Origin of the sequence: Flavobacterium sp. (genome assembly GCF_046073885.1) — a bacterium.
In the GTDB taxonomy this organism is placed as follows: domain Bacteria; phylum Bacteroidota; class Bacteroidia; order Flavobacteriales; family Flavobacteriaceae; genus Flavobacterium.
The window spans coordinates 95,255-115,860 of sequence record NZ_JBJTND010000011.1 but is presented as its reverse complement, the minus strand read 5'-3'; the positions used below and the strand labels follow the sequence as shown (position 1 = coordinate 115,860).

The window sequence follows — 20,606 nt, the reverse complement described above, 5'->3', positions numbered from 1 at the left end:
AAAAGATGACAGATGAAAAATTGAGATACTCTGATGCTGATTTAGCAGAGTTCAAAGAAATTATTCTAAGCAAAATTGAAAAAGCACAAATCGATTTAGAATTGATAAAAAGTGCTTATATGAATGACTTAAACAATGGTACCGATGATACTTCACCTACTTTTAAAGCATTTGAAGAAGGAAGTGAAACCATGAGTAAAGAAGCAAACTCACAATTGGCTATTCGTCAAGAGAAATTTATTCGTGATTTAAAAAATGCACTTTTCCGTGTTGAAAATAAAACATACGGAATTTGTAAAGTAACAGGTAAACTAATTGGGAAAGAGCGTTTAAAAATAGTTCCTCATGCTACAATGAGTATTGAGGCTAAAAATTTACAACGTTAAGATTCCAATTTCAATACTACAAACGCTCTTTTAGAGCGTTTTTTTTTGGAAAAATAATACTACTTTTGCAGCAATAAAACCATGAAAATGAAACTTAGAAATTCAGCACTACTTATTGTTTTAATCTTACTAATTGATCAATGGTCAAAGATGTATGTTAAAACCAATTTTATATTGGGTGAAGAAGTGGAAGTTTTTAGATGGTTTAAATTATTATTTATTGAAAATGAAGGCATGGCCTGGGGGACAGTAATTCCGGGTGAATATGGTAAATTATTTTTGACTGTTTTCCGAATTTTTGCTGTTGGCGCAATTGGTTATTGGCTTTGGGATGCTACTAGAAAAAACAGATCCAACTATTTAATTGTTGCGATTTGTTTAATCTTTGCAGGAGCCTTAGGCAATATCTTTGACTCGGTATTTTACGGAATTATGTTTGACGATAGCCACCGCCATTTAGCCTCTTATTTCTCAGATAAACCCTACGGAACCTGGTTTCATGGTAAAGTAGTGGATATGTTTTACTTTCCATTTATTGAAGATTATATGGTGCCAAGTTGGGTGCCTTTTATGGGTGGAAAACAAATCACCTTCTTCAATGCTATTTTTAATGTAGCCGATTTTGCAATTTCAACTGGAGTAGGAATTTTGATTTTCTTCAATAAAAAAGCTTTTGCTCATTCCAATTAGACTAGAAGGCGTGAACGCTATCTGGCGTAACACAAAAATCTAATTTAATATCATCTGAAGTAACGTCCTTAATTTCAAGTTCAGGAGGGAAAAAAGACAACCCAATTTTAATCGTTTCTGGTTTGCATTCCGATAAAAAAGCATCGTAAAATCCTTTGCCATAACCCACTCGATTTCCTTTATTATCATAGGCTAAAAGCGGTACAAAAACCACGTCAATTTTAGAAACAGGCACCTCTATTCCATCTATTGGCTCGGGAATATTATAGGCGTTTTTTCTAAACTTGGTGCTGTCTGTAAGCAAATAATGGGTCATCTTATGGGTTGCAAAATCACTTTTTGACACTACAATTTCTTTGTCTTTACCTGATAAAATGGGTAAAATATATTCGGTGTCAATTTCATTTTGTTCTGCAATAGTTAGAAACAAATGAAAATAGGTGTTGTTCCAAATATCCAACGAATGCAATTGATTGGCAATCGCCAAACTTTGAGCCTCAATTAAATCGGGGGTTAAAGCGGCTCGTAACGCTTTATATTTTTTTCTTAATTCGCTTTTAAACATAAAGTAAATATAGAAAAATTTGAATTTGTTTTGTGAAGAATTTAAAGTTAAATTTGTTTGGATTTAATAACGAATTCGTTCCTTACATACAATGAACAATCCTTCACTTGAACTTCAAATACAAACCTTACCCGATAATCCTGGGGTGTATCAGTATTATGATAAAGAAGGAAAAATCCTATATGTAGGAAAAGCAAAAAATCTTAAAAAAAGGGTTGCTTCTTATTTTAATAAAGTCCATGACAATGCCAAGACTAATTTATTGGTTCGAAAAATTGTCGAAATAAAACACATTGTCGTTTCTTCAGAGCAAGATGCTTTACTGTTAGAAAATAATTTAATAAAAAAACTGCAGCCACGTTACAATGTAATGTTACGTGATGATAAAACCTATCCTTGGATTTGCATCAAAAAAGAACCGTTTTCTAGAATATTTCCTACCAGAAGAATGGTTAAAGATGGCTCTGAATATTTTGGGCCTTACACCAATTTCAAAACGGTAAATACCGTTTTAGAATTAATAAAAGAATTGTATCCGCTACGCACCTGCAATTACGATTTATCTGAAAATAATATTCTAAACCACAAGTATAAAGTGTGTTTGGAATACCATATTGGCAATTGCAAAGGCGGATGTGAAGGTCATGAAACGCTTGAAAATTATCAAAAACAAGTGGATGCCATTCGAGAAATTCTAAAAGGAAATTTCAAAGAAAGCTTGCGTGGATTTAAATTAAAAATGCAGGAATTGGCTGCGGAAATGCAATTTGAAGAAGCCCAAAAAATTAAAGAAAAGATTGAAATTTTAGAACAATACCAATCAAGATCTACCATATTAAATCCGAAGATTTCCAATGTAGATGTGTTCTCAATTATTTCTGATGAGGCTGTGGCCTATGTTAATTTTCTTCAAATTTCACATGGCGCCATCATCCGATCGTATACTTTAGAATTAAAGAAAAAACTAGAAGAATCCAATGAAGAGCTTTTAGAATTGGCTGTGGTGGAGCTTCGGGAGCGTTTTCATTTAACTTCCAAAGAAATAATTTTGCCATTTGCCCTAGATTTTGGCGACAAAATCAAAGTTACCGTTCCGCAATTGGGTGATAAAAAACAAATTTTAGAACTCTCCGAGCGCAATGCCAAATACTACCGAATGGATCAATTGAAACAAATCCAAATTGTAGATCCAGAGCGGCACACCAACCGAATTATGGCGCAAATGCAAAAAGATTTACGTCTTTCTGTGGAGCCACGACATATTGAATGTTTTGATAATTCCAACATACAAGGTACCAATCCGGTGTCGGCTTGTGTGGTTTTTAAAGACGGGAAACCATCTAAAAAAGACTACCGTCATTTCAACATAAAAACCGTGGAAGGCCCTAACGATTTTGCCTCCATGGAAGAGGTGGTGTATCGAAGATACAAGCGCCTTTTAGACGAAAACCAACCCCTACCGCAACTAATTATCATTGACGGAGGGAAAGGGCAATTGTCTTCTGCGCTAAAAAGTATTGATGATTTAGGTTTGCGCGGAAAAATAGCCATCATTGGTATTGCAAAACGATTGGAAGAATTGTTTTATCCCGGCGATTCGGTGCCTTTGTACCTCGATAAAAAATCGGAAACACTTAAAGTGATTCAGTATTTGCGAAACGAAGCCCATCGATTTGGCATCACTTTTCACCGTGATAAACGTAGTAAATCGGCTCTTAATTCATCTATTGAAACCATTCCAGGAATAGGTGAAAAGACCATGCAAACACTTATCACACATTTTAAAAGTGTTAAAAGATTAAAATTAGCTACCGAAAAAGAAATTTCAGAAGTCATTGGTGTATCAAAAGCCAAAAAAATTTCCGACTTTTACCATAAAATAGACAATTAATATTTGCAGCGAATGTTTAAGGCCAACTTAAAATCTGTTTTACCGCCCTTCACTTCTCCCACCAAAAATCGGTATTCATTGCGGTTGGGGCTAGCAATTAGAGGTCTTTTGAGTCTGCTCTTTATTTTTTCATTACTTAATTCTTCAAATACCTATTCTCAAGATTCTATAAAACGACCTAAAATTGGATTGGTTTTAACTGGTGGAGGCGCCAAAGGATTTGCTCATATTGGCGTTTTAAAAGTGCTCGAAAAAGCAGGAATAAAAATAGATTACATTGGCGGAACGAGCATGGGTGCAGTTGTGGGCGGACTTTATGCTACGGGCTATAGCGCCACTCAAATTGATTCGATTTTTCATGATACCAATTTTAATGAACTCCTTACCGATTATACTCCAAGGGTAAATAAAAGTTTTTACGAAAAACGCAACGATGAACTCTATGCGATTACCTTGCCATTTAAAAAATTAAGCATTGGAGTGCCAATTGCCTTGTCAAAAGGGATTTACAACTATAATTTATTGCATAAGTTAACGCATCCGGTAAGACATGTAAGAGATTTTAGCAAATTACCTATTCCTTTTTTATGCATCGCAACCAATATTGAAACTGGAGAACAGCAAGTACTAAACCAAGGAAGTTTGCCTCAAGCTTTGCTAGCAAGTTCGGCCTTCCCATCACTTTTTTCACCAGTAGAAATTAATGGAAAAATATTAATTGACGGCGGGGTCTCCAACAACTACCCTATTGATGAGGTTCGCAATATGGGCGCCGATATCATTATAGGAGTAGACGTTCAAGACGATTTAAAAAGTCGAAATTCATTGAGAGAAGCAACCCAAATATTACTTCAAATTTCTAATCTTCAGGTAATGAAAGGGATGAAAGACAAAATAAGTAAAACCGATATTTACATAAAACCAGATATTTCAAACTATACCGTAATTTCATTTGATGAAGAAAACGAAATCATTCAAAAAGGGGAAGAAGCAACTCAAAAAGTAATTGATAAAATAAATAATTTATCACAAAACTTTATACCTTTTCAGGTTAAAACACTTCAAAATAAAAGCGTGTATATAACAAATGTGGTCTTTAATGATTTAAAAGATTACACCCGCTCTTATGTTTTAGGAAAATTAGGTTTTAAAGAAGGGATGAAAGTGAGTTATGATCAAATTAAAGACGGCATCAACACACTAAATGCAACCGGGAACTTTTCGGTAATTAATTATCAATTTAGAGAATTTAATTTGGGAGATGAATTAATATTATCTCTAAAAGAAAGTGAAAACAGTACTTTTCTAAAATTTGGACTTCACTTTGACGGACTCTTTAAAAGTGCTGCATTAGTGAATATTACCCAAAAAAAATCAGTGTTTAGAAACGACGTTATGTCATTAGATTTAGGGGTTGGTGATAATTTTAGATACAATCTCGATTATTATATTGATAACGGATTTTATTTCAGTTTTGGATTTAAATCTTATTTCAATCAGTTTAATAAAAATGTTTCTAATGACTTTAATGACGGACTCCTTTTCAATCAGCTTGGAATCAATTCATTGAACTTAGATTATTCCGATTGGACCAATGCAGCGTATTTACAAACCATTTTTGCTGAAAAATTTTTACTTGGAGCAGGAGTTGAATTTAAGTGCTTAAAAATCGGATCAAAAACAATTGAAAACTACAACCCAGTTTTTGAAAACAGTAATTACACGAGTGTTTTTGGATACTTAAAATACGACTCTTTAGACAATAAATATTTTCCAAAAAAAGGATGGTATTTTAACAGTACTGTTCAATCTTATTTGCTTTCATCGAATTACACAAACAAATTTAACAGGTATAATATAGCCAGCTCACAAGTTGGAATTACGCGTACTTTTTATAAATTTATTAATCTAAAATTCGAGTCAGAGGCTGGAGTATCATTTGGACAAACTAGCACTCATTTTTTAGATTTTTCACTTGGAGGGTTTGGTTTTAATCCAATTAACAACATCCGATCTTTTTATGGATATGATTTTTTAAGTATTACATCGGATAGTTATGTGAAAGCACTTGCTACATTGGATGTCGAATTTTATAAAAAAAACCACATTAATTTTTCGGCTAATTATGCCAATGCAGAAGATAAATTATTCAGCACTGGAAATTGGCTAGCAACACCAAGACATTCTGGCTATGCAATTGGATACGGACTTGAAACTGTATTGGGCCCAATTGAAATGAAATACTCTTGGTCTCCCGAATTACCTAAAGGATTTATTGGTTTTAATATTGGTTTTTGGTTTTAAAACCACAGAAATTTTCTATTTTCGTAAAAATATTAAACAAAAAAAGTATATTTGAAATATAAATAAAAAACACACACTATGTCTATTTGGAGAGTTAAGCCTGTTTCTGCCTTTGAAGCAGATATGAAAAAAAGTGAATTAAAAAGAGTATTAGGTAAATGGAGTCTTACCGCAATTGGTATTGGTGCTATTATTGGTGGCGGAATTTTTGTTCTTACCGGAACTGGAGCCTATTATCATGCAGGACCAGCTCTAGCACTGTCATTTATTATTGCAGGTGTTGCCTGTGTTTTTGCAGCATTATGTTATTCAGAATTTGCCTCTATTTTACCCGTTGAAGGTTCGGCTTATGCTTATGCCTATGGAACCATCGGCGAGCTTTTTGCATGGATAATTGGCTGGGGATTAATTCTTGAATATGCCATGGGATCGATGACGGTTGCCGTATCCTGGTCGGGTTATTTCAATAAACTATTAAAAATGTTTGGCTTGCACCTTCCAGATTGGCTTACAAGTGATCCTGCTAGTTATACTGGAGAAGGTTTCTCTATGAATTTACCGGCATTTTGTATTGTTATTTTTGTAATATCAATTTTAATTAAAGGTACGCAAGGAGCTGCCAAAGCAAATAATTTAATTGTAATGCTTAAAGTTTCTGCGGTTTTATTTGTGATTATTGCAGGTGCTTTCTTTATCAATACAGCCAATTGGCACCCATTTATTCCAGAAGCAACTAGCATTGTTGACGGAGCTGGAAAATCACATGAAGCCTATGGTATCACTGGAGTAATTTCTGGTGCGGCGGCAATTTTCTTTGCTTATGTAGGATTTGATGCCGTTTCCACTCAAGCAGGTGAAGCCATAAACCCGAAAAAGGACGTGCCTTTTGCTATTATCACATCTTTATTGGTATGTACATTTTTATACATTTTGGTATCGTTAGTATTAACCGGAATGATGAATTATAGTGATTTTAATCCACTAGGAAAATATCCTGAAGCGATAAAAGCACCCGTTGCTTATGCCTTTGATATTGCAGGTCAAGCTTGGGCTGGATATGTAGTTACTATTGCCGCAACAATCGGTTTAATATCGGTATTAATGGTTATGATTATGGGACAATCTAGAATATTTTTAGGAATGTCTAAAGACGGATTAATCCCGCCTGTATTCTCTAAAATTCACGGAGTAACAGGTACCCCTCAAACCAATTTATTGATTCTTGGAGCAGTAATAGCGGTAGTGGCTGCTTTTACTCCAATTAATAAATTAGCCGATATGACTAGTTTCGGAACCTTATTTGCTTTCACTATGGTGTGTATCGCAGTTTGGATTTTAAGAAAAAAACAACCTGAATTAATCAGACCTTTTAAAGTGCCTTTCTTACCGGTAATCGCAACTTTCGGAATTGTTATCAATACCTACTTAATGATTAATTTAAGTGTTGATGCACAAATGCTATCTCTAGGATGGCTAGTAATTGGAATATTTATTTATTTCATTTACGGAAAAAGAAAAGCTAAATTAAATAATCCAGAATAAATTAATACAAACCCCAAAAGTCAACTTGATTTGACTTTTGGGGTTTTTTCAAATATTTGTTTTAATGAAAAATTGGGACAATTTACCGCTTCTATTAAAATACCTCATCAAGAGAAATCCGGAATGAGTTGGTAAAATGTGCCATTAATTTATGTACTAATTACTTAATTTTTACATATTGAAATTCTTTAATTACTAAATTTTGAAAAATGCCAATATATCACAAACTAGGGACCATTCCTCCCAAACGCCACATTCAATTTGAAAATCCTGATGGAGGGTTGTACTACGAACAACTTTTCGGAACTGAGGGATTTAGTGGTCACTCCTCTTTATTGTATGAGGTGCATCGTCCAACTCAAATAAAAGAAATTCTAAAATCGTATTCGGTTGAGCCTAAAATAGCAATCGGTAAAAACATAAAATCTTTATTACTAAAAGGGTTTGATTTAAAACCTGAAGATGATTTTTTAGACAGCAGAAAAGCCATGCTGGTTAATAATGATTGTACCATTGGATTAGCAGCGCCTAGAAAATCATTAACCGAATATTTCTATAAAAATGCCGATGCGGATGAAATGATTTTCATCCATAAAGGAAAAGGGAAATTAAGAACCATGATGGGGAATATTTCTTTTGAATATGGAGATTATCTAATTATCCCACGTGGAATGATTTATCAAATACAATTTGATACCGAAGACAATAGATTGTTTTATGTAGAAAGTTTTGCGCCTTTTTATACTCCAAAAAGATATAAAAATGAATCAGGGCAACTTTTAGAACATGCACCATTTTGTGAAAGAGACTTTAAATTACCAACAGAATTAGAAACCCACCATGATAAAGGGGACTTTTTAGTTAAAATGAAAAAAGAAGGAATGATGCATGAAGTAATTTATGCAACACACCCTTTTGGAGTAGTTGGCTGGGATGGGTATAATTTCCCTTATGGATTTTCTATTCATAATTTTGAGCCTATAACAGGAAGAGTACATCAACCGCCACCGGTGCATCAAACATTTGAAACAGGGACTTTTGTAATTTGCTCATTTGTACCTCGACTTTATGATTACCACCCAAAATCAATTCCGGCGCCTTATAATCATAGCAATATCGATTCTGATGAGGTTTTGTATTATGTAGACGGCGACTTCATGTCGAGAAATAATATAGAACAAGGACATATTACTTTGCATCCAAAAGGGATTCCGCATGGCCCAGCTCCGGGAGCAATGGAACGAAGTATTGGAAAAACATTAACCGAAGAATTGGCGGTGATGGTAGATACGTTCCGTCCGTTAATGGTTACTGAAGAAGCCATGGGAATAGACGATGGGAAATATTATAAATCGTGGGTAGAATAAATTAATAATGGCAACTTTTTCGAAGCCAAAATTCGAAAATAAAAAATATATAACTATGTCAAAAGAAGTAAAATCCGTAGAATACGGACTAGAAAAAATATTTAGTGGGGCACAAGATTTTTTACCACTTTTAGGAACCGATTATGTAGAGTTTTATGTAGGTAATGCAAAACAATCGGCTCACTATTACAAAACAGCATTTGGTTTTCAATCGTATGCTTATCGCGGACTAGAGACTGGATCTCGTGATGCAGTAAGCTATGTTTTAAAACAAGATAAAATTCGTTTGGTATTAACGACTCCCTTAAATAGTGCTTCTCCAATTAATGAGCACTTGCGCAAACATGGAGACGGAGTGAAAGTGGTGGCGTTATGGGTTGAAGATGCAACTTCTGCTTGGGAAGAAACTACAAAACGTGGCGCAAAATCATTTATGGAACCAACCGTTGAGAAAGATGAAAATGGAGAAGTAATTCGCTCTGGAATTTATACTTATGGTGAAACGGTACACATTTTTGTAGAAAGAAAAAATTACAATGGCCTATTTCTACCAGGATTTAAAGAATGGAAATCCGATTACAACCCAGAAGCATTGGGATTGAAATATATTGACCATATGGTTGGTAATGTAGGTTGGGGCGAAATGAACCAATGGGTTAAATGGTACGAGGAGGTTATGGGATTTGAAAATTTCTTATCTTTTGATGATACCCAAATTCATACCGAATACTCTGCATTAATGAGTAAAGTAATGTCTAATGGCAACGGAAGAATTAAATTCCCGATTAACGAACCAGCCAAAGGAAATAAAAAATCTCAAATTGAAGAATACCTTGATTTTTATGAAAGTCCGGGGGTTCAACATATTGCAGTTGCCACAGACGATATTATTAAAACAGTATCCGGATTAAAAGCAAGAGGCGTAGAGTTTTTACCTCCACCACCACAAGCGTATTATGATGATATTCCAAGACGACTTGGTGTTCATATGGATATGATGAAAGAAGATATTAAAAAACTGCAAGAACTTTCTATTTTAGTGGATGCTGATGAGGATGGTTATTTGTTGCAAATTTTCACAAAACCCGTAGAAGATAGACCAACTTTATTTTTTGAAATAATTCAAAGAATGGGGGCAAAAGGATTTGGTGCAGGTAATTTTAAAGCACTTTTTGAATCAATTGAAAGAGAACAAGCATTAAGAGGAACTTTGTAAATTGCTAATTTTATTAGAAAATTATCATAATATATCGTTGTAGTAACGATATTATTAATAAAAATATGTTAAAGTTGAATTTTTGCTGAGAATAATCTAACGACTTTTCTATCTTTGTACCAACAAAAAAATTGAAGGAGTGGTTTCCATTAATTTTTTATATAAATTTTCATAATTTATAGTTTTTAGGTTGGTTAATAGTACAAAAACTCCATCATAAATTTGATGGAGTTTTTTTGTTTTAATATATTTGGAACAGAAATTGCGTTATTATAGGTAAGCCCTAAATACTATTTCCTATGAAAAAAATAATTGTCCTTGCCCTATTCTTCCTCACTGTAAGTTTTGACACCCTTCAAGATTCTGCTTTTGATACTGGCGAATGGTTTAAATTTAGAATTCATTATGGTATGGTAACTGCTGGTTATGCTACACTAGAAGTTAAAGAAGCTGTAAAAAATAACAAAAAAGTATACCACGCCGTGGGAAGAGGTTACACTACCGGGATGTCTAAATGGTTTTTTAATGTAGAAGATAATTACGAAACCTATTTTGACAAAGTTACTGGTAAACCTTACCAATATGTTAGAAAAATAGATGAAGGAGGATATACTAAAAACGAAGAAGGTTTTTTTAATCAGGAAAAAAACACCATCGTGGTTAAAGATTATAAAAACAATACCAGCCAAACTTTTACAACACCAGAGAATATTCAAGATATTGTTTCTACTTTTTATTATTTAAGAAAACACCCAAATGTGGATAAATTAAAAGTGGGAGAAGCAATAGCAATTGACATGTTTTTTGATCAGGAAACCACAAAATTTAAGTTAAAATACATTGGAAAAGAAGATTTAGACAGTAAATTTGGCGTTGTTCCTTGTATGATTTTTAGACCTTTAGTTCAAGCTGGGCGTGTTTTTAAAGAGCAAGAAAGTGTAACCGTTTGGGTGTCAGATGATGCCAATAAGTTACCACTTAGAATCAAAGCGAGTTTAGCAATAGGATCTTTAAAAGCAGATTTAGAATCATTTAAAGGATTATCCAATCCGTTTACAATAAAAGTAACCCAATGACACCAGAAACAGCAAAATTATTAGCCGATTTAGAAAATAAATTTGATGCAATAAATCAAAAAACCGACACCCATCTTGAAGGGTTTCTTTGGTCTAAGCCAATAACTTATTGGGATTATATTCAAACCGATGCATTATTAAATCTACAAACACAAAGAACGGTTTTGCCTGATGAGATGGTTTTCATTATGTACCATCAAGTAAATGAGTTGTTATTCAAAATGATTCTTTGGGAAATAGATCAAGTTTGCAATTTAGATAAGCCAGAAACACATTTTTTTGCTGAAAAATTAATGCGAATTAGCCGCTATTTTGATATGTTAACCACTTCATTTACTATTATGGGTGATGGAATGGAAGTAGATCAATATATGAAATTTAGAAATACGCTAACTCCAGCAAGTGGTTTTCAAAGTGCGCAATATCGATTAATTGAGTTTGCTTCTACCGATTTAATTAATTTAATTGATCACCGATTTAGAGCTACTATTGATCGCAATACACCTTACTCTCATGCCTTTGAACATTTATACTGGCAGGCAGCAGGGAAAGATTATAAAACGGGAGAAAAGTCTTATTTGATTCTTGAATTTGAAAGAAAATACAAAGCCGAATTTTTACGCTATATGGAAGAACATAACACTAGTAATCTTTGGCAAAAATTCAAACAACTTCCGGAGGCCGATCAAAAAAACACCGAATTGATTGCTGCCATGAGACACTATGACAAAACGGTTAATATTACTTGGGTTATGGGGCATTTAAATGCCGCAAAAAAATATATTGAAAGCGGTCAAGGATCTGGAGAAGCAACTGGAGGAAGCGATTGGAAAAAATACATGCATCCAAAATACCAAAGAAGAATTTTCTTTCCTGAATTATGGAGTGAGGAAGAATTAAAAAATTGGGGAGAAAATTGTTAAAGTAAAACCGGCATTTTGAAAAAAATTGCATTTCTTTTTTGTGTAGTAATAGCGCTAACTTCTTGTAAAAATTCGCAAGAAGATTTTGTTATTGAAGATGCCGAACCTCAAAAACCAATCGTTGATTTTGGCTTCCATTATGACGAATTTAATGTGCATTACGACACCATTCAAAGTCAAGATACTTTTGAAAGAATTCTAAAAAAACAAAATCTTAATGGAAGAAAAGCGGCTGATATTATTCGAATAGTAAAAGATTCGTTTTCTACAAGCGTGCGCTTTGAAAGACCTTATGTTTGTTTACGATCTAAAGATAAATACCATAAATTACAGTATCTTATTTACCAACCTACTCGATTAGATTACTACCTTATTGATTTAACCGATTCAATTATTGGATATAAAAAAACAAGACCGCTTACTTTTAAAGTTCGAACTGTAGCAGGTGAACTAACCGGTTCATTAACCCAAACTTTAAGAAGTATGAAAATAGAACCTACACTTTCGGGCAGGTTGACCAAAGTTTTTGCATGGTCTATTGACTTTTTCAAATCTAGAAAAGGCGATAAATTTGCCTTGAGCTTTACCGAAAGATACATTAACGATACTGTTTATGATGGCGTTGATAGTTTAAGAGCGGCATTTTTTGAATACAAAGGAGAAAAAATTTATGCCTTCCCATTTGCTCAAGAACGAAATGGAAAAACAGATTATTACGATGAAAACGGGAAAGCATTAAAAAACTTTTTCTTAAAAGCACCGCTTAAATTTGTAAATATCACCTCTCATTTTACTAAAAACAGATTCCATCCTGTACAACTTATCTGGAAAGCTCATAAAGGTACTGATTATGCAGCGCCTACCGGCACTCCTATTATGACCACTGCGGCAGGTGTTGTTGAACAAGCAGGTTATACCACTGGAAATGGAAATTTTGTAAAAGTAAAACACGACAAAACCTACTCCACCCAATACCTACACATGTCGAGGATTTTAGTCCGCAGAGGGCAACGTGTAAAACAAGGAGATATTATTGGAAAAGTAGGAAGCACCGGATTGGCTTCGGGGCCTCATGTGTGTTATCGATTCTGGAAAAACGGAGTACAAGTAGATGCTTTAAAGTTAAAATTACCCAATTCTCAAACTATGGAGGGAAGAAATTTACCTCGATATAAAGAAATCATACGCCCACTAAAAAGAGAATTAGATAGTGTTGCCGAAGTTACTTTTAGAAAAAAATCCAAATAATAAAAAAGAATCAACTACATCGTTTGCATTTATTAGTATCGTATTTTATTAATCAATTGATAACTTTTTATGTATTCTTTTATCTAATTTTGTCCCTCAAATAAAAAAGTATGGCTTTACCAAACACCAATCCAACCAATACACAAGCTTGGCAAAATTTAAAAAATCATTTTTCTAAAATGGAAAACAATTCCATTAAAGAACTATTTCAAAATGATGCACAAAGAGCTTCTAATTTTCATCTTAAATGGAATGATTTTTTAGTTGATTATTCTAAAAACAACATTACCTCTGAAACTATTGATTTGCTTTTGCAATTGGCCGAAGAGGTGCAATTAAAAAAAGCAATTGAGCAATGTTTCAATGGAGAATTGATTAATCAAACCGAAAATCGTGCAGTTTTACATGCTGCATTACGAGCTCCTAAATCGGCCTCATTTATCGTTGATGGAAAAAATGTAATGGAAGAAGTATATGCGGTGAAAGACAGCATTGCAAAATTTTCTCATGAAGTTATTTCGGGAATAAGAACGGGTTACACAGGTAAACCTTTTACCGATGTGGTAAATATTGGAATTGGGGGGTCCGACCTAGGCCCTGCAATGGTAGTGGAAGCGTTACAATATTATAAAAATCATTTGAACGTTCATTTTGTTTCCAATGTAGATGGTGACCATGTAAATGAAATCATAAAAAAAGTAAATCCAGAAACCACTCTTTTTGTGATTGTTTCAAAAACTTTTACCACGCAAGAAACACTTACCAATTCGGAGACCATTAGAAGTTGGTTTTTACAATCTGCTAAACAAGAAGATGTAGCCAAACATTTTGTTGCCGTTTCCACAAATATTCAAAAAGTAACCGAATTTGGAATAGATGCCAATAACATTTTCCCAATGTGGGATTGGGTTGGAGGTCGTTTTTCACTTTGGTCTGCCGTGGGATTATCAATAAGTTTGGCTGTTGGTTTTGATAATTTTGATAAATTATTAAAAGGTGCGAATCAAATGGATGAACACTTTAAATCAGCTTCTTTCGAAAAAAATATTCCGGTATTATTAGCATTAATAAGCATTTGGTATAACAACTTTTTCGACGCTGAAAGCGAAGCGATTATTCCCTATACCCAATACCTACAAAAACTTGCTCCATATTTACAACAAGGCATCATGGAAAGTAACGGAAAAAGTATTGGTAGAGATGGTAAGCCTGTAAATTATCAAACGGGAACCATTATTTGGGGTGAGCCTGGAACCAATTCACAACACGCGTTTTTTCAATTAATTCACCAAGGAACCAAATTAATTCCAACCGATTTTATTGGGTATGTAACCCCGCTCTATGGAGATCAAGAACACCACAATAAATTAATGTCTAATTTTTTCGCACAAACTGAAGCTTTGCTAAATGGAAAAACTCCAGAAAAAGTGCAAGAAGAATTTGACAAACAAGGTATAGAAAAAGCAAAAGCAGCTTATTTAAAACCTTTTAAAGTATTTACCGGGAATAAACCTACAAATACTATTCTAATCGATAAATTAACACCTGAAAGTTTAGGAAGTTTAGTGGCTATGTACGAACACAAAATATTTGTACAAGGAATTATCTGGAATATATTTAGTTACGATCAATGGGGAGTTGAATTAGGCAAACAATTGGCCAACTCCATATTAGATGAAATTAATAGTAATACAATAGCTCAACACGATAGTTCTACATCATTATTGCTGAATCATTTTCTAAAAAAATAATAATTGATAAAATCTCGTTTAAAAACCTCAATATTAAATACTAGTGTTGAGGTTTTTTTATTGATTTAATTAATTTGTTATTAATTATTTAGAGATTTTATAAAAATGATTGGTTAAATAGTAATTATACACAGAAAATCTTTTTGTTAACATTTATTTAACATTTAAGATGAAATTATATATGAAATTTGCAAAAAATTTAAACAAAACAAAAAACATGAAAAAAATCACATTGAATTTATTTTCTATGATGTTTCTATTAATGGCTGCGACCATGTTTTCTCAAGGGAAAATCAAAGGAACTGTATTAGACAATGAGCTTAAAAGTGCTCTACCAGGTGTAAATGTAATTGTTAAAGGTTCTACAACAGGAGCTTCAACAGACATGGATGGTAAATTTACATTAAATACTACTGCTGCTTCAGGTCAAGTAGTAATTTCTTATGTAGGATTTCAAACACAAACTGTTAGCTTTAAAGTTAACAAAGGTGAAACTGTAGATTTAGGTGCTATTAAATTAGTGTCTATATCTAATCAATTGGAAGATATCGTTGTTAAAAGCAGTGTAATTGACGTTGCTAAAGACAGAAAAACTCCAGTAGCAGTTTCTACTATTAGAGCTTCAGAAATTCAACAAAAATTAGGAAACTTAGAATTTCCTGAAATTTTAAAAAGCACTCCTTCAGTTTACGCAAGTAAAGCAGGTGGTGGATTTGGAGATTCAAGAGTAGTAATTCGTGGATTTGATCAAAAAAATATTGCAGTAATGATTAATGGAGTTCCAGTAAACGATATGGAAAATAGTTCTGTATACTGGAGTAACTGGGCAGGTTTATCTGATGTGACTTCTGCAATGCAAGTTCAAAGAGGTCTTGGAGCTTCTAAATTAGCTATTTCATCTGTAGGTGGTACAATTAATGTAATAACCAAAACTTCAGATATGAAGGAAGGTGGTTCTGTTTCAACAATGGTTGCTAATAATGACTATTTAAAAACACAAGCTGCTTACAATACTGGTCTTATGAAAAATGGTTTATCTGCTTCTGTTTTATTAAGCAGAACAGCTGGAAACATGTTTGCAGACGGAACCAAATTTGAAGGTGCTAATTACTTTATTGCATTAGGATACAAATTAAACGAAAAACATAATTTCCAAATTACATTCACAGGAGCACCTCAATGGCATAACCAAAGGTCTACTTCTGTTGCTCTTACTGAATATATTAAATACGGAAATGGTATTGATGAGCCAAACATTAAATACAATGCTGATTGGGGTTATTTAAACGGACAACAAGCAAGTTTAAAAACTAACTATTACCACAAGCCAGTTGCCTCTTTTAACTGGGATTACAAAATAAATGAAAAAACTTCATTATCTACTGTAGTTTATGGCTCTTGGGGTCGTGGTGGAGGAACAACTTCTGTGGGAGGTATTAAAGGTAACAACCCATATTCTGCTAATAATGCTTTAAGAGACGCTAATGGTTTAATCAATTTTGATTTAATTAGCGCTTGGAATTCAGGTCAAGTTACTCCAATTGGAACTAGAACTGCTTCTGCAGGAAGCTTTACAAACAGTTCTGCTACTGGTTCTGCTACTGACTTAAGTACTGGGGTTTCTCAAATTGCTTCTGTTAATTCTCATGACTGGTATGGTGGTGTGATTAATTTAGATAAAAAATTAACTGATAATTTAACTTTAGATTTTGGTGTAGAAGGAAGATTATACAAAGGCATTCACTACCAAAACTTAGTAAACCTTTTCGGTGCTAATAATTTCAAAGATAAATCAGATGCAAATCAATTAGGTGTTTATAACTATTATTCTACAGTTTATGCTCCTAAACCAAGTGGAAATCCATTTGTTGATACTGATTACCAACAAAAAATCAACTACTATAATACCTCTAATGTAAATTGGTATGGTGCATTTACTCAATTAGAGTATTCGAAAAATAATATTTCTGCCTTTATTCAAGGTGCTGTTTCTCAACAAGGATATAAAAGAGATGATTATTTTAAATATTTAGCTTCTAATCCTTTAGCAAAAACAGGTTATAAAAACTTAATTGGAGGTAACATTAAAGCTGGAGTTAACTATAACTTAAATTCTAAAATGAATGTTTTTGTTAACGCTGGAATGTATTCTAAACAACCTTTCTTAAATGCTGTATATCCAAACAATGCTAATATTGTTAATGATAACTTAGTTAATGAAAAAATTCAATCAGCAGAAGCGGGTTACGGATACCACTCATCTGTATTTAATGCAAACTTGAATTTATATTACACAACTTGGCAAAACAGATTTACAACAGGTGTAGATTCAGACCAAGCAAATAACCCAGGTGGATATTACACTTTCTCTGGAGTAAATGAAACACACACTGGTGTTGAATTAGATATGAATGCTAAATTATTATCTAAATTAAAATTAAACGGAATGGTTTCTGTTGGAAACTGGGTTTATTCAGGTAACGCTACAAGTAATCGTTTTGACGTAAATAACAATCCTATTTCAGGGGGTACAGCACAAACATTATATTTAGATAAAGTAAAAGTTGGTAATGCTGCACAATTAACTGCTGCAATTGGAGCTAGTTATGAAATTGTAAAAAGATTTACATTAGATGCTAACTACAACTATTATGATAAATTATATGCAAATATTTCTCCAAACAATTTTGGTACAGAAGTAAACAAAGGAACATTACAATTGCCAAACTTTGGTATTGCAGATGCAGGTTTCTCATATAAGATGTTAGTTGGTAAAGATAAGTCTGATTCTGTAAACTTCAGATTTAACATGAACAACGTATTTGATAAAATCTATATTGCTGAGTCTAGCACTAACATTTTTGCAGATGATATCAAATCTGGTACTCAAACTTACCAGCAAGCAGGTGCAACTTATAATGGTGTTGCTACAGCAAATAAAGTATTCTTCGGATATGGAAGAACGTGGAACTTTGGAATTACTTATAATTTCTAATAAGTCCCTTTCCTAATATTTAAAACCTCTTCTTAACCGAAGAGGTTTTTTTATTCTATATTTTCTGTATATTTGTTAAAACAAAACAAAATTATATGTACGCGTTTATTCAAAAATTTCACTCTGGTTGGGCTTATTTAGCGCTTTTATTATTAGTAATAACAGTTCTTAATTCGGTATTAGGAATGGTTTCAAAAAAGGAATTCTCTTCTAAAGACAGAACAATTGCTTTACTTGGATTGATTTTTTCTCACGTTCAATTACTTGTAGGATTGGTGCTTTATTTTTTACCTGAACAAAAATTAGGAGTAGTAAATGCTGATCATCCTTATGTAAATATTTTAGCTATAATATTAATCACAATTGGTTGGTCTAAACATAAAAAAGCAACTACAAGCGAAGCAAAATTTAAAACTATTTCCATCTTTTATGGAATAGGGTTATTACTAATTTTAGCCAGAATTCCTTGGCATTTATGGTTCTAATTAATAAATTCTATTGGGTCTATCCTTAGACGAAAAGAATCAATATTAAATTGAAACACATCAAAGATGAAAAAAAGAATTCCAAAACTTCTTGTACTATTTATTGTGCTTCTAGGCACCAGTTTCTTTGCACAGTCCATTCTAATTGGGAAAAAAGATACTAAAACAATAAGTAAAGATTCGGTTAAAAAAGTAAAACTTTCTGATAAAGATTTAGTTATTGCTGATTCATTAGCAGCTAATAAAGATAAATTTAAGCCCTACAAAAAAACAGCTAGAGCCTCTTATTATGCAAACAAATTTCATGGACGTCGAACCGCAAGCGGAAGAGTGTATGATATGAATAAACTTACAGCCGCTCACAAAACTTTGCCATTTGGAACCAAAATAAGAGTTACCAATATTTCAAACGGAAAGACGGTTGTAGTAGAAATTACCGACAGGGGGCCATTTGTAAGAGGGCGTGAAATTGATTTATCTAAAAAAGCGTTCTTTACCATTGCATCAAGCAGTGGAGCAGGTTATATAAATGTTTCGCTAGATATTTTACAAAACTAGTTTACCAAGTTTTAAAGGGATGTAAACTAAGATAGGAATTGTAAAAGCGAATGTCTCCCGTTACTTCTTCCCCTAACCAATTTGGCTTTTCAATGGATTCATTTTCATTTTGAAGCTCTATTTCGGCCAAAATTAAACCCTGGTTTTCTCCCTGAAATACATCAATTTCAATGATGTGATCCCCAGATTTAACTTCATATCGGGTTTTTTCAATAGCTCCTTTTTCACATAATTGCAAAAGCGATTGAGCCTCCTCAAATGGAATTTCTTTTTCCCATTCCATTCTAGAAAGACCACTTTCATTGCCAGCTCCTTTAATCGTAATAAATCCTTTTTCGCCTTTTATTCGTACGCGCACTGTGCGTTCCGGATTGGAGTTAAGATAGCCTTGAGCAATGCTGTGTTGCTTGAAAGACTCTGAAATAAAATCCATTGAAGTAACTAAAAATTTACGTTCTATTTCAATCATAATTCCAACTATTTGCTTCAAAAATACTATTAAAAAACTAAATTTGTAGTATGTGTGAAGAAAACATACAACGCAAAATCATCCATGTAGATATGGATGCATTCTATGCCTCGGTTGAACAAATGGACAATCCAGAACTCAAAGGGAAACCATTAGCCGTAGGCGGAAGCGAAACGCGAGGTGTGGTCTCGGCGGCGAGCTATGAAGCTCGGAAATATGGTGTTCGTAGTGCAATGAGTGGCATTCAGGCCAAGCGAAATTGCCCCGAACTTATCTTTGTAAAACCTCGCTTTGAAAGGTACCAAGAAATTTCTAAGAAGATTCGGAAGATATTTTTGGATTATACCGACTTAGTAGAACCACTCTCTCTAGACGAAGCCTATTTGGATGTTACCCAAAATAAAAAAGGAAATCCCAGCGCCACCCTAATTGCTCAAGAAATAAGAAAACGAATTTTTGAGGAAGTAGGATTAACCGCTTCGGCAGGTATTTCTATCAATAAGTTTGTGGCAAAAATAGCAAGTGACTACAATAAACCTAACGGACAAAAAACGGTAAATCCAGATGAAGTAGTAGATTTTCTAGAACAATTAGACATTAAGAAGTTTTACGGCATTGGGAAAGTCACTAAAGAAAAAATGTACAAACACGGAATATTTACCGGGAAAGACTTAAAATCAAAATCAAAAGAATACCTAGAACAGCATTTTGGCAAAAGCGGAAAATTTTATTACAACATAGTAAGAGGCATTCATAACAGCGAGGTAAAAACAAATCGTATATCGAAATCGGTTGGTGCAGAACATACTTTTAATGAAAATTTAACCTCAGAGATTTTCATGTTGGAAAAGTTAGAACGCATTGCATCCGAGTTAGAAAGGCGATTAAAAAAACATTCTATATCTGGTAAAACAGTTACTTTAAAAATAAAATACAGCGATTTTACAACCCAAACACGCAGTAAAACCCTGCCTTATTTTATTTCCGATAAAGGGTTGATATTAGAAACGGCCAAAGAATTATTATACCAAGATCGCATGAAAGAATCGGTACGATTACTAGGTATCTCCTTGAATAATTTAAATACCGAAATTAAAAAAACGGTCGTAGTGCAATTGCGATTTGAATTTTAAAACTGAT

17 protein-coding genes are annotated in these 20,606 nt (G+C 33.4%); 15 read left to right on the top strand and 2 right to left on the bottom strand.

Translation table 11 applies throughout. The features are described from left to right. The first annotated feature begins 5 nt into the window (after positions 1 to 5). Positions 6 to 386, top strand: a complete 381-nt coding sequence (locus ACKOWY_RS01715) for a TraR/DksA family transcriptional regulator (RefSeq protein WP_408939712.1) — start codon at positions 6 to 8, stop codon at positions 384 to 386. A gap of 87 nt (positions 387 to 473) precedes the next feature. After that, positions 474 to 1,076, top strand: a complete 603-nt coding sequence (locus ACKOWY_RS01710; protein WP_408939711.1) for a lipoprotein signal peptidase — start codon at positions 474 to 476, stop codon at positions 1,074 to 1,076. 1 nt (position 1,077) lies between these two features. On the opposite strand, the gene ACKOWY_RS01705 is transcribed toward ACKOWY_RS01710, so the two are convergent. Next, on the bottom strand, positions 1,078 to 1,641 hold the full coding sequence (locus ACKOWY_RS01705; protein WP_408939710.1) for a 5-formyltetrahydrofolate cyclo-ligase: 564 nt from the start codon (positions 1,639 to 1,641) through the stop codon (positions 1,078 to 1,080). 91 nt (positions 1,642 to 1,732) lie between these two features. Here ACKOWY_RS01705 and uvrC point away from each other — a divergent pair, with 91 nt between their 5' ends. From uvrC to ACKOWY_RS01645, 12 genes are all read left to right on the top strand, one after another. Continuing rightward, positions 1,733 to 3,532, top strand: a complete 1,800-nt coding sequence (gene uvrC, locus ACKOWY_RS01700; protein WP_408939709.1) for an excinuclease ABC subunit UvrC — start codon at positions 1,733 to 1,735, stop codon at positions 3,530 to 3,532. Between the two features lie 12 nt (positions 3,533 to 3,544). Next, positions 3,545 to 5,836 (top strand): patatin-like phospholipase family protein, encoded by a 2,292-nt coding sequence (locus ACKOWY_RS01695; protein ID WP_408939708.1) that lies wholly within the window; start codon positions 3,545 to 3,547, stop codon positions 5,834 to 5,836. A 78-nt stretch (positions 5,837 to 5,914) separates the two neighbouring features. Next, positions 5,915 to 7,378 (top strand): APC family permease, encoded by a 1,464-nt coding sequence (locus ACKOWY_RS01690; protein WP_408939707.1) that lies wholly within the window; start codon positions 5,915 to 5,917, stop codon positions 7,376 to 7,378. A gap of 209 nt (positions 7,379 to 7,587) precedes the next feature. Beyond that, on the top strand, positions 7,588 to 8,745 hold the full coding sequence (locus ACKOWY_RS01685) for a homogentisate 1,2-dioxygenase (RefSeq protein ID WP_408939706.1): 1,158 nt from the start codon (positions 7,588 to 7,590) through the stop codon (positions 8,743 to 8,745). Between the two features lie 55 nt (positions 8,746 to 8,800). After that, positions 8,801 to 9,961 carry a 4-hydroxyphenylpyruvate dioxygenase gene (gene hppD / locus ACKOWY_RS01680; RefSeq protein ID WP_408939705.1) on the top strand — a complete coding sequence of 387 codons (1,161 nt, stop codon included), beginning with the start codon at positions 8,801 to 8,803 and terminating at the stop codon, positions 9,959 to 9,961. A 299-nt stretch (positions 9,962 to 10,260) separates the two neighbouring features. Further along, positions 10,261 to 11,037 carry a DUF3108 domain-containing protein gene (locus ACKOWY_RS01675; protein WP_408939704.1) on the top strand — a complete coding sequence of 259 codons (777 nt, stop codon included), beginning with the start codon at positions 10,261 to 10,263 and terminating at the stop codon, positions 11,035 to 11,037. Further along, positions 11,034 to 11,960: a tryptophan 2,3-dioxygenase family protein gene (locus tag ACKOWY_RS01670; protein ID WP_408939703.1), complete on the top strand. Its 927-nt coding sequence runs from the start codon at positions 11,034 to 11,036 to the stop codon at positions 11,958 to 11,960. Before ACKOWY_RS01675 ends, ACKOWY_RS01670 begins: the two co-directional genes overlap by 4 nt. A 15-nt stretch (positions 11,961 to 11,975) precedes the next feature. Further along, positions 11,976 to 13,208 carry a peptidoglycan DD-metalloendopeptidase family protein gene (locus tag ACKOWY_RS01665; protein WP_408939702.1) on the top strand — a complete coding sequence of 411 codons (1,233 nt, stop codon included), beginning with the start codon at positions 11,976 to 11,978 and terminating at the stop codon, positions 13,206 to 13,208. Positions 13,209 to 13,318: 110 nt separating this feature from the next. Next, on the top strand, positions 13,319 to 14,959 hold the full coding sequence (gene pgi / locus ACKOWY_RS01660; protein ID WP_408939701.1) for a glucose-6-phosphate isomerase: 1,641 nt from the start codon (positions 13,319 to 13,321) through the stop codon (positions 14,957 to 14,959). Positions 14,960 to 15,176: 217 nt separating this feature from the next. Further along, positions 15,177 to 17,954, top strand: coding sequence for a TonB-dependent receptor (locus tag ACKOWY_RS01655; RefSeq protein ID WP_408939700.1), 2,778 nt, complete (start codon positions 15,177 to 15,179; stop codon positions 17,952 to 17,954). Between the two features lie 95 nt (positions 17,955 to 18,049). Then, entirely contained in the window at positions 18,050 to 18,439 is a 390-nt protein-coding gene (locus ACKOWY_RS01650) for a hypothetical protein (protein ID WP_408939699.1), read from the top strand. A 66-nt stretch (positions 18,440 to 18,505) separates the two neighbouring features. Beyond that, positions 18,506 to 18,997, top strand: coding sequence for a septal ring lytic transglycosylase RlpA family protein (locus ACKOWY_RS01645; protein ID WP_408939698.1), 492 nt, complete (start codon positions 18,506 to 18,508; stop codon positions 18,995 to 18,997). A gap of 1 nt (position 18,998) precedes the next feature. On the opposite strand, the gene ACKOWY_RS01640 is transcribed toward ACKOWY_RS01645, so the two are convergent. Further along, on the bottom strand, positions 18,999 to 19,466 hold the full coding sequence (locus tag ACKOWY_RS01640; RefSeq protein WP_408939697.1) for a CYTH domain-containing protein: 468 nt from the start codon (positions 19,464 to 19,466) through the stop codon (positions 18,999 to 19,001). A gap of 50 nt (positions 19,467 to 19,516) precedes the next feature. Here ACKOWY_RS01640 and dinB point away from each other — a divergent pair, with 50 nt between their 5' ends. Continuing rightward, the gene (gene dinB, locus ACKOWY_RS01635) at positions 19,517 to 20,599 is read left to right on the top strand and encodes a DNA polymerase IV (RefSeq protein WP_408939696.1); all 1,083 of its coding nucleotides are present in this window, start codon (positions 19,517 to 19,519) and stop codon (positions 20,597 to 20,599) included. Positions 20,600 to 20,606: the final 7 nt, after the last annotated feature.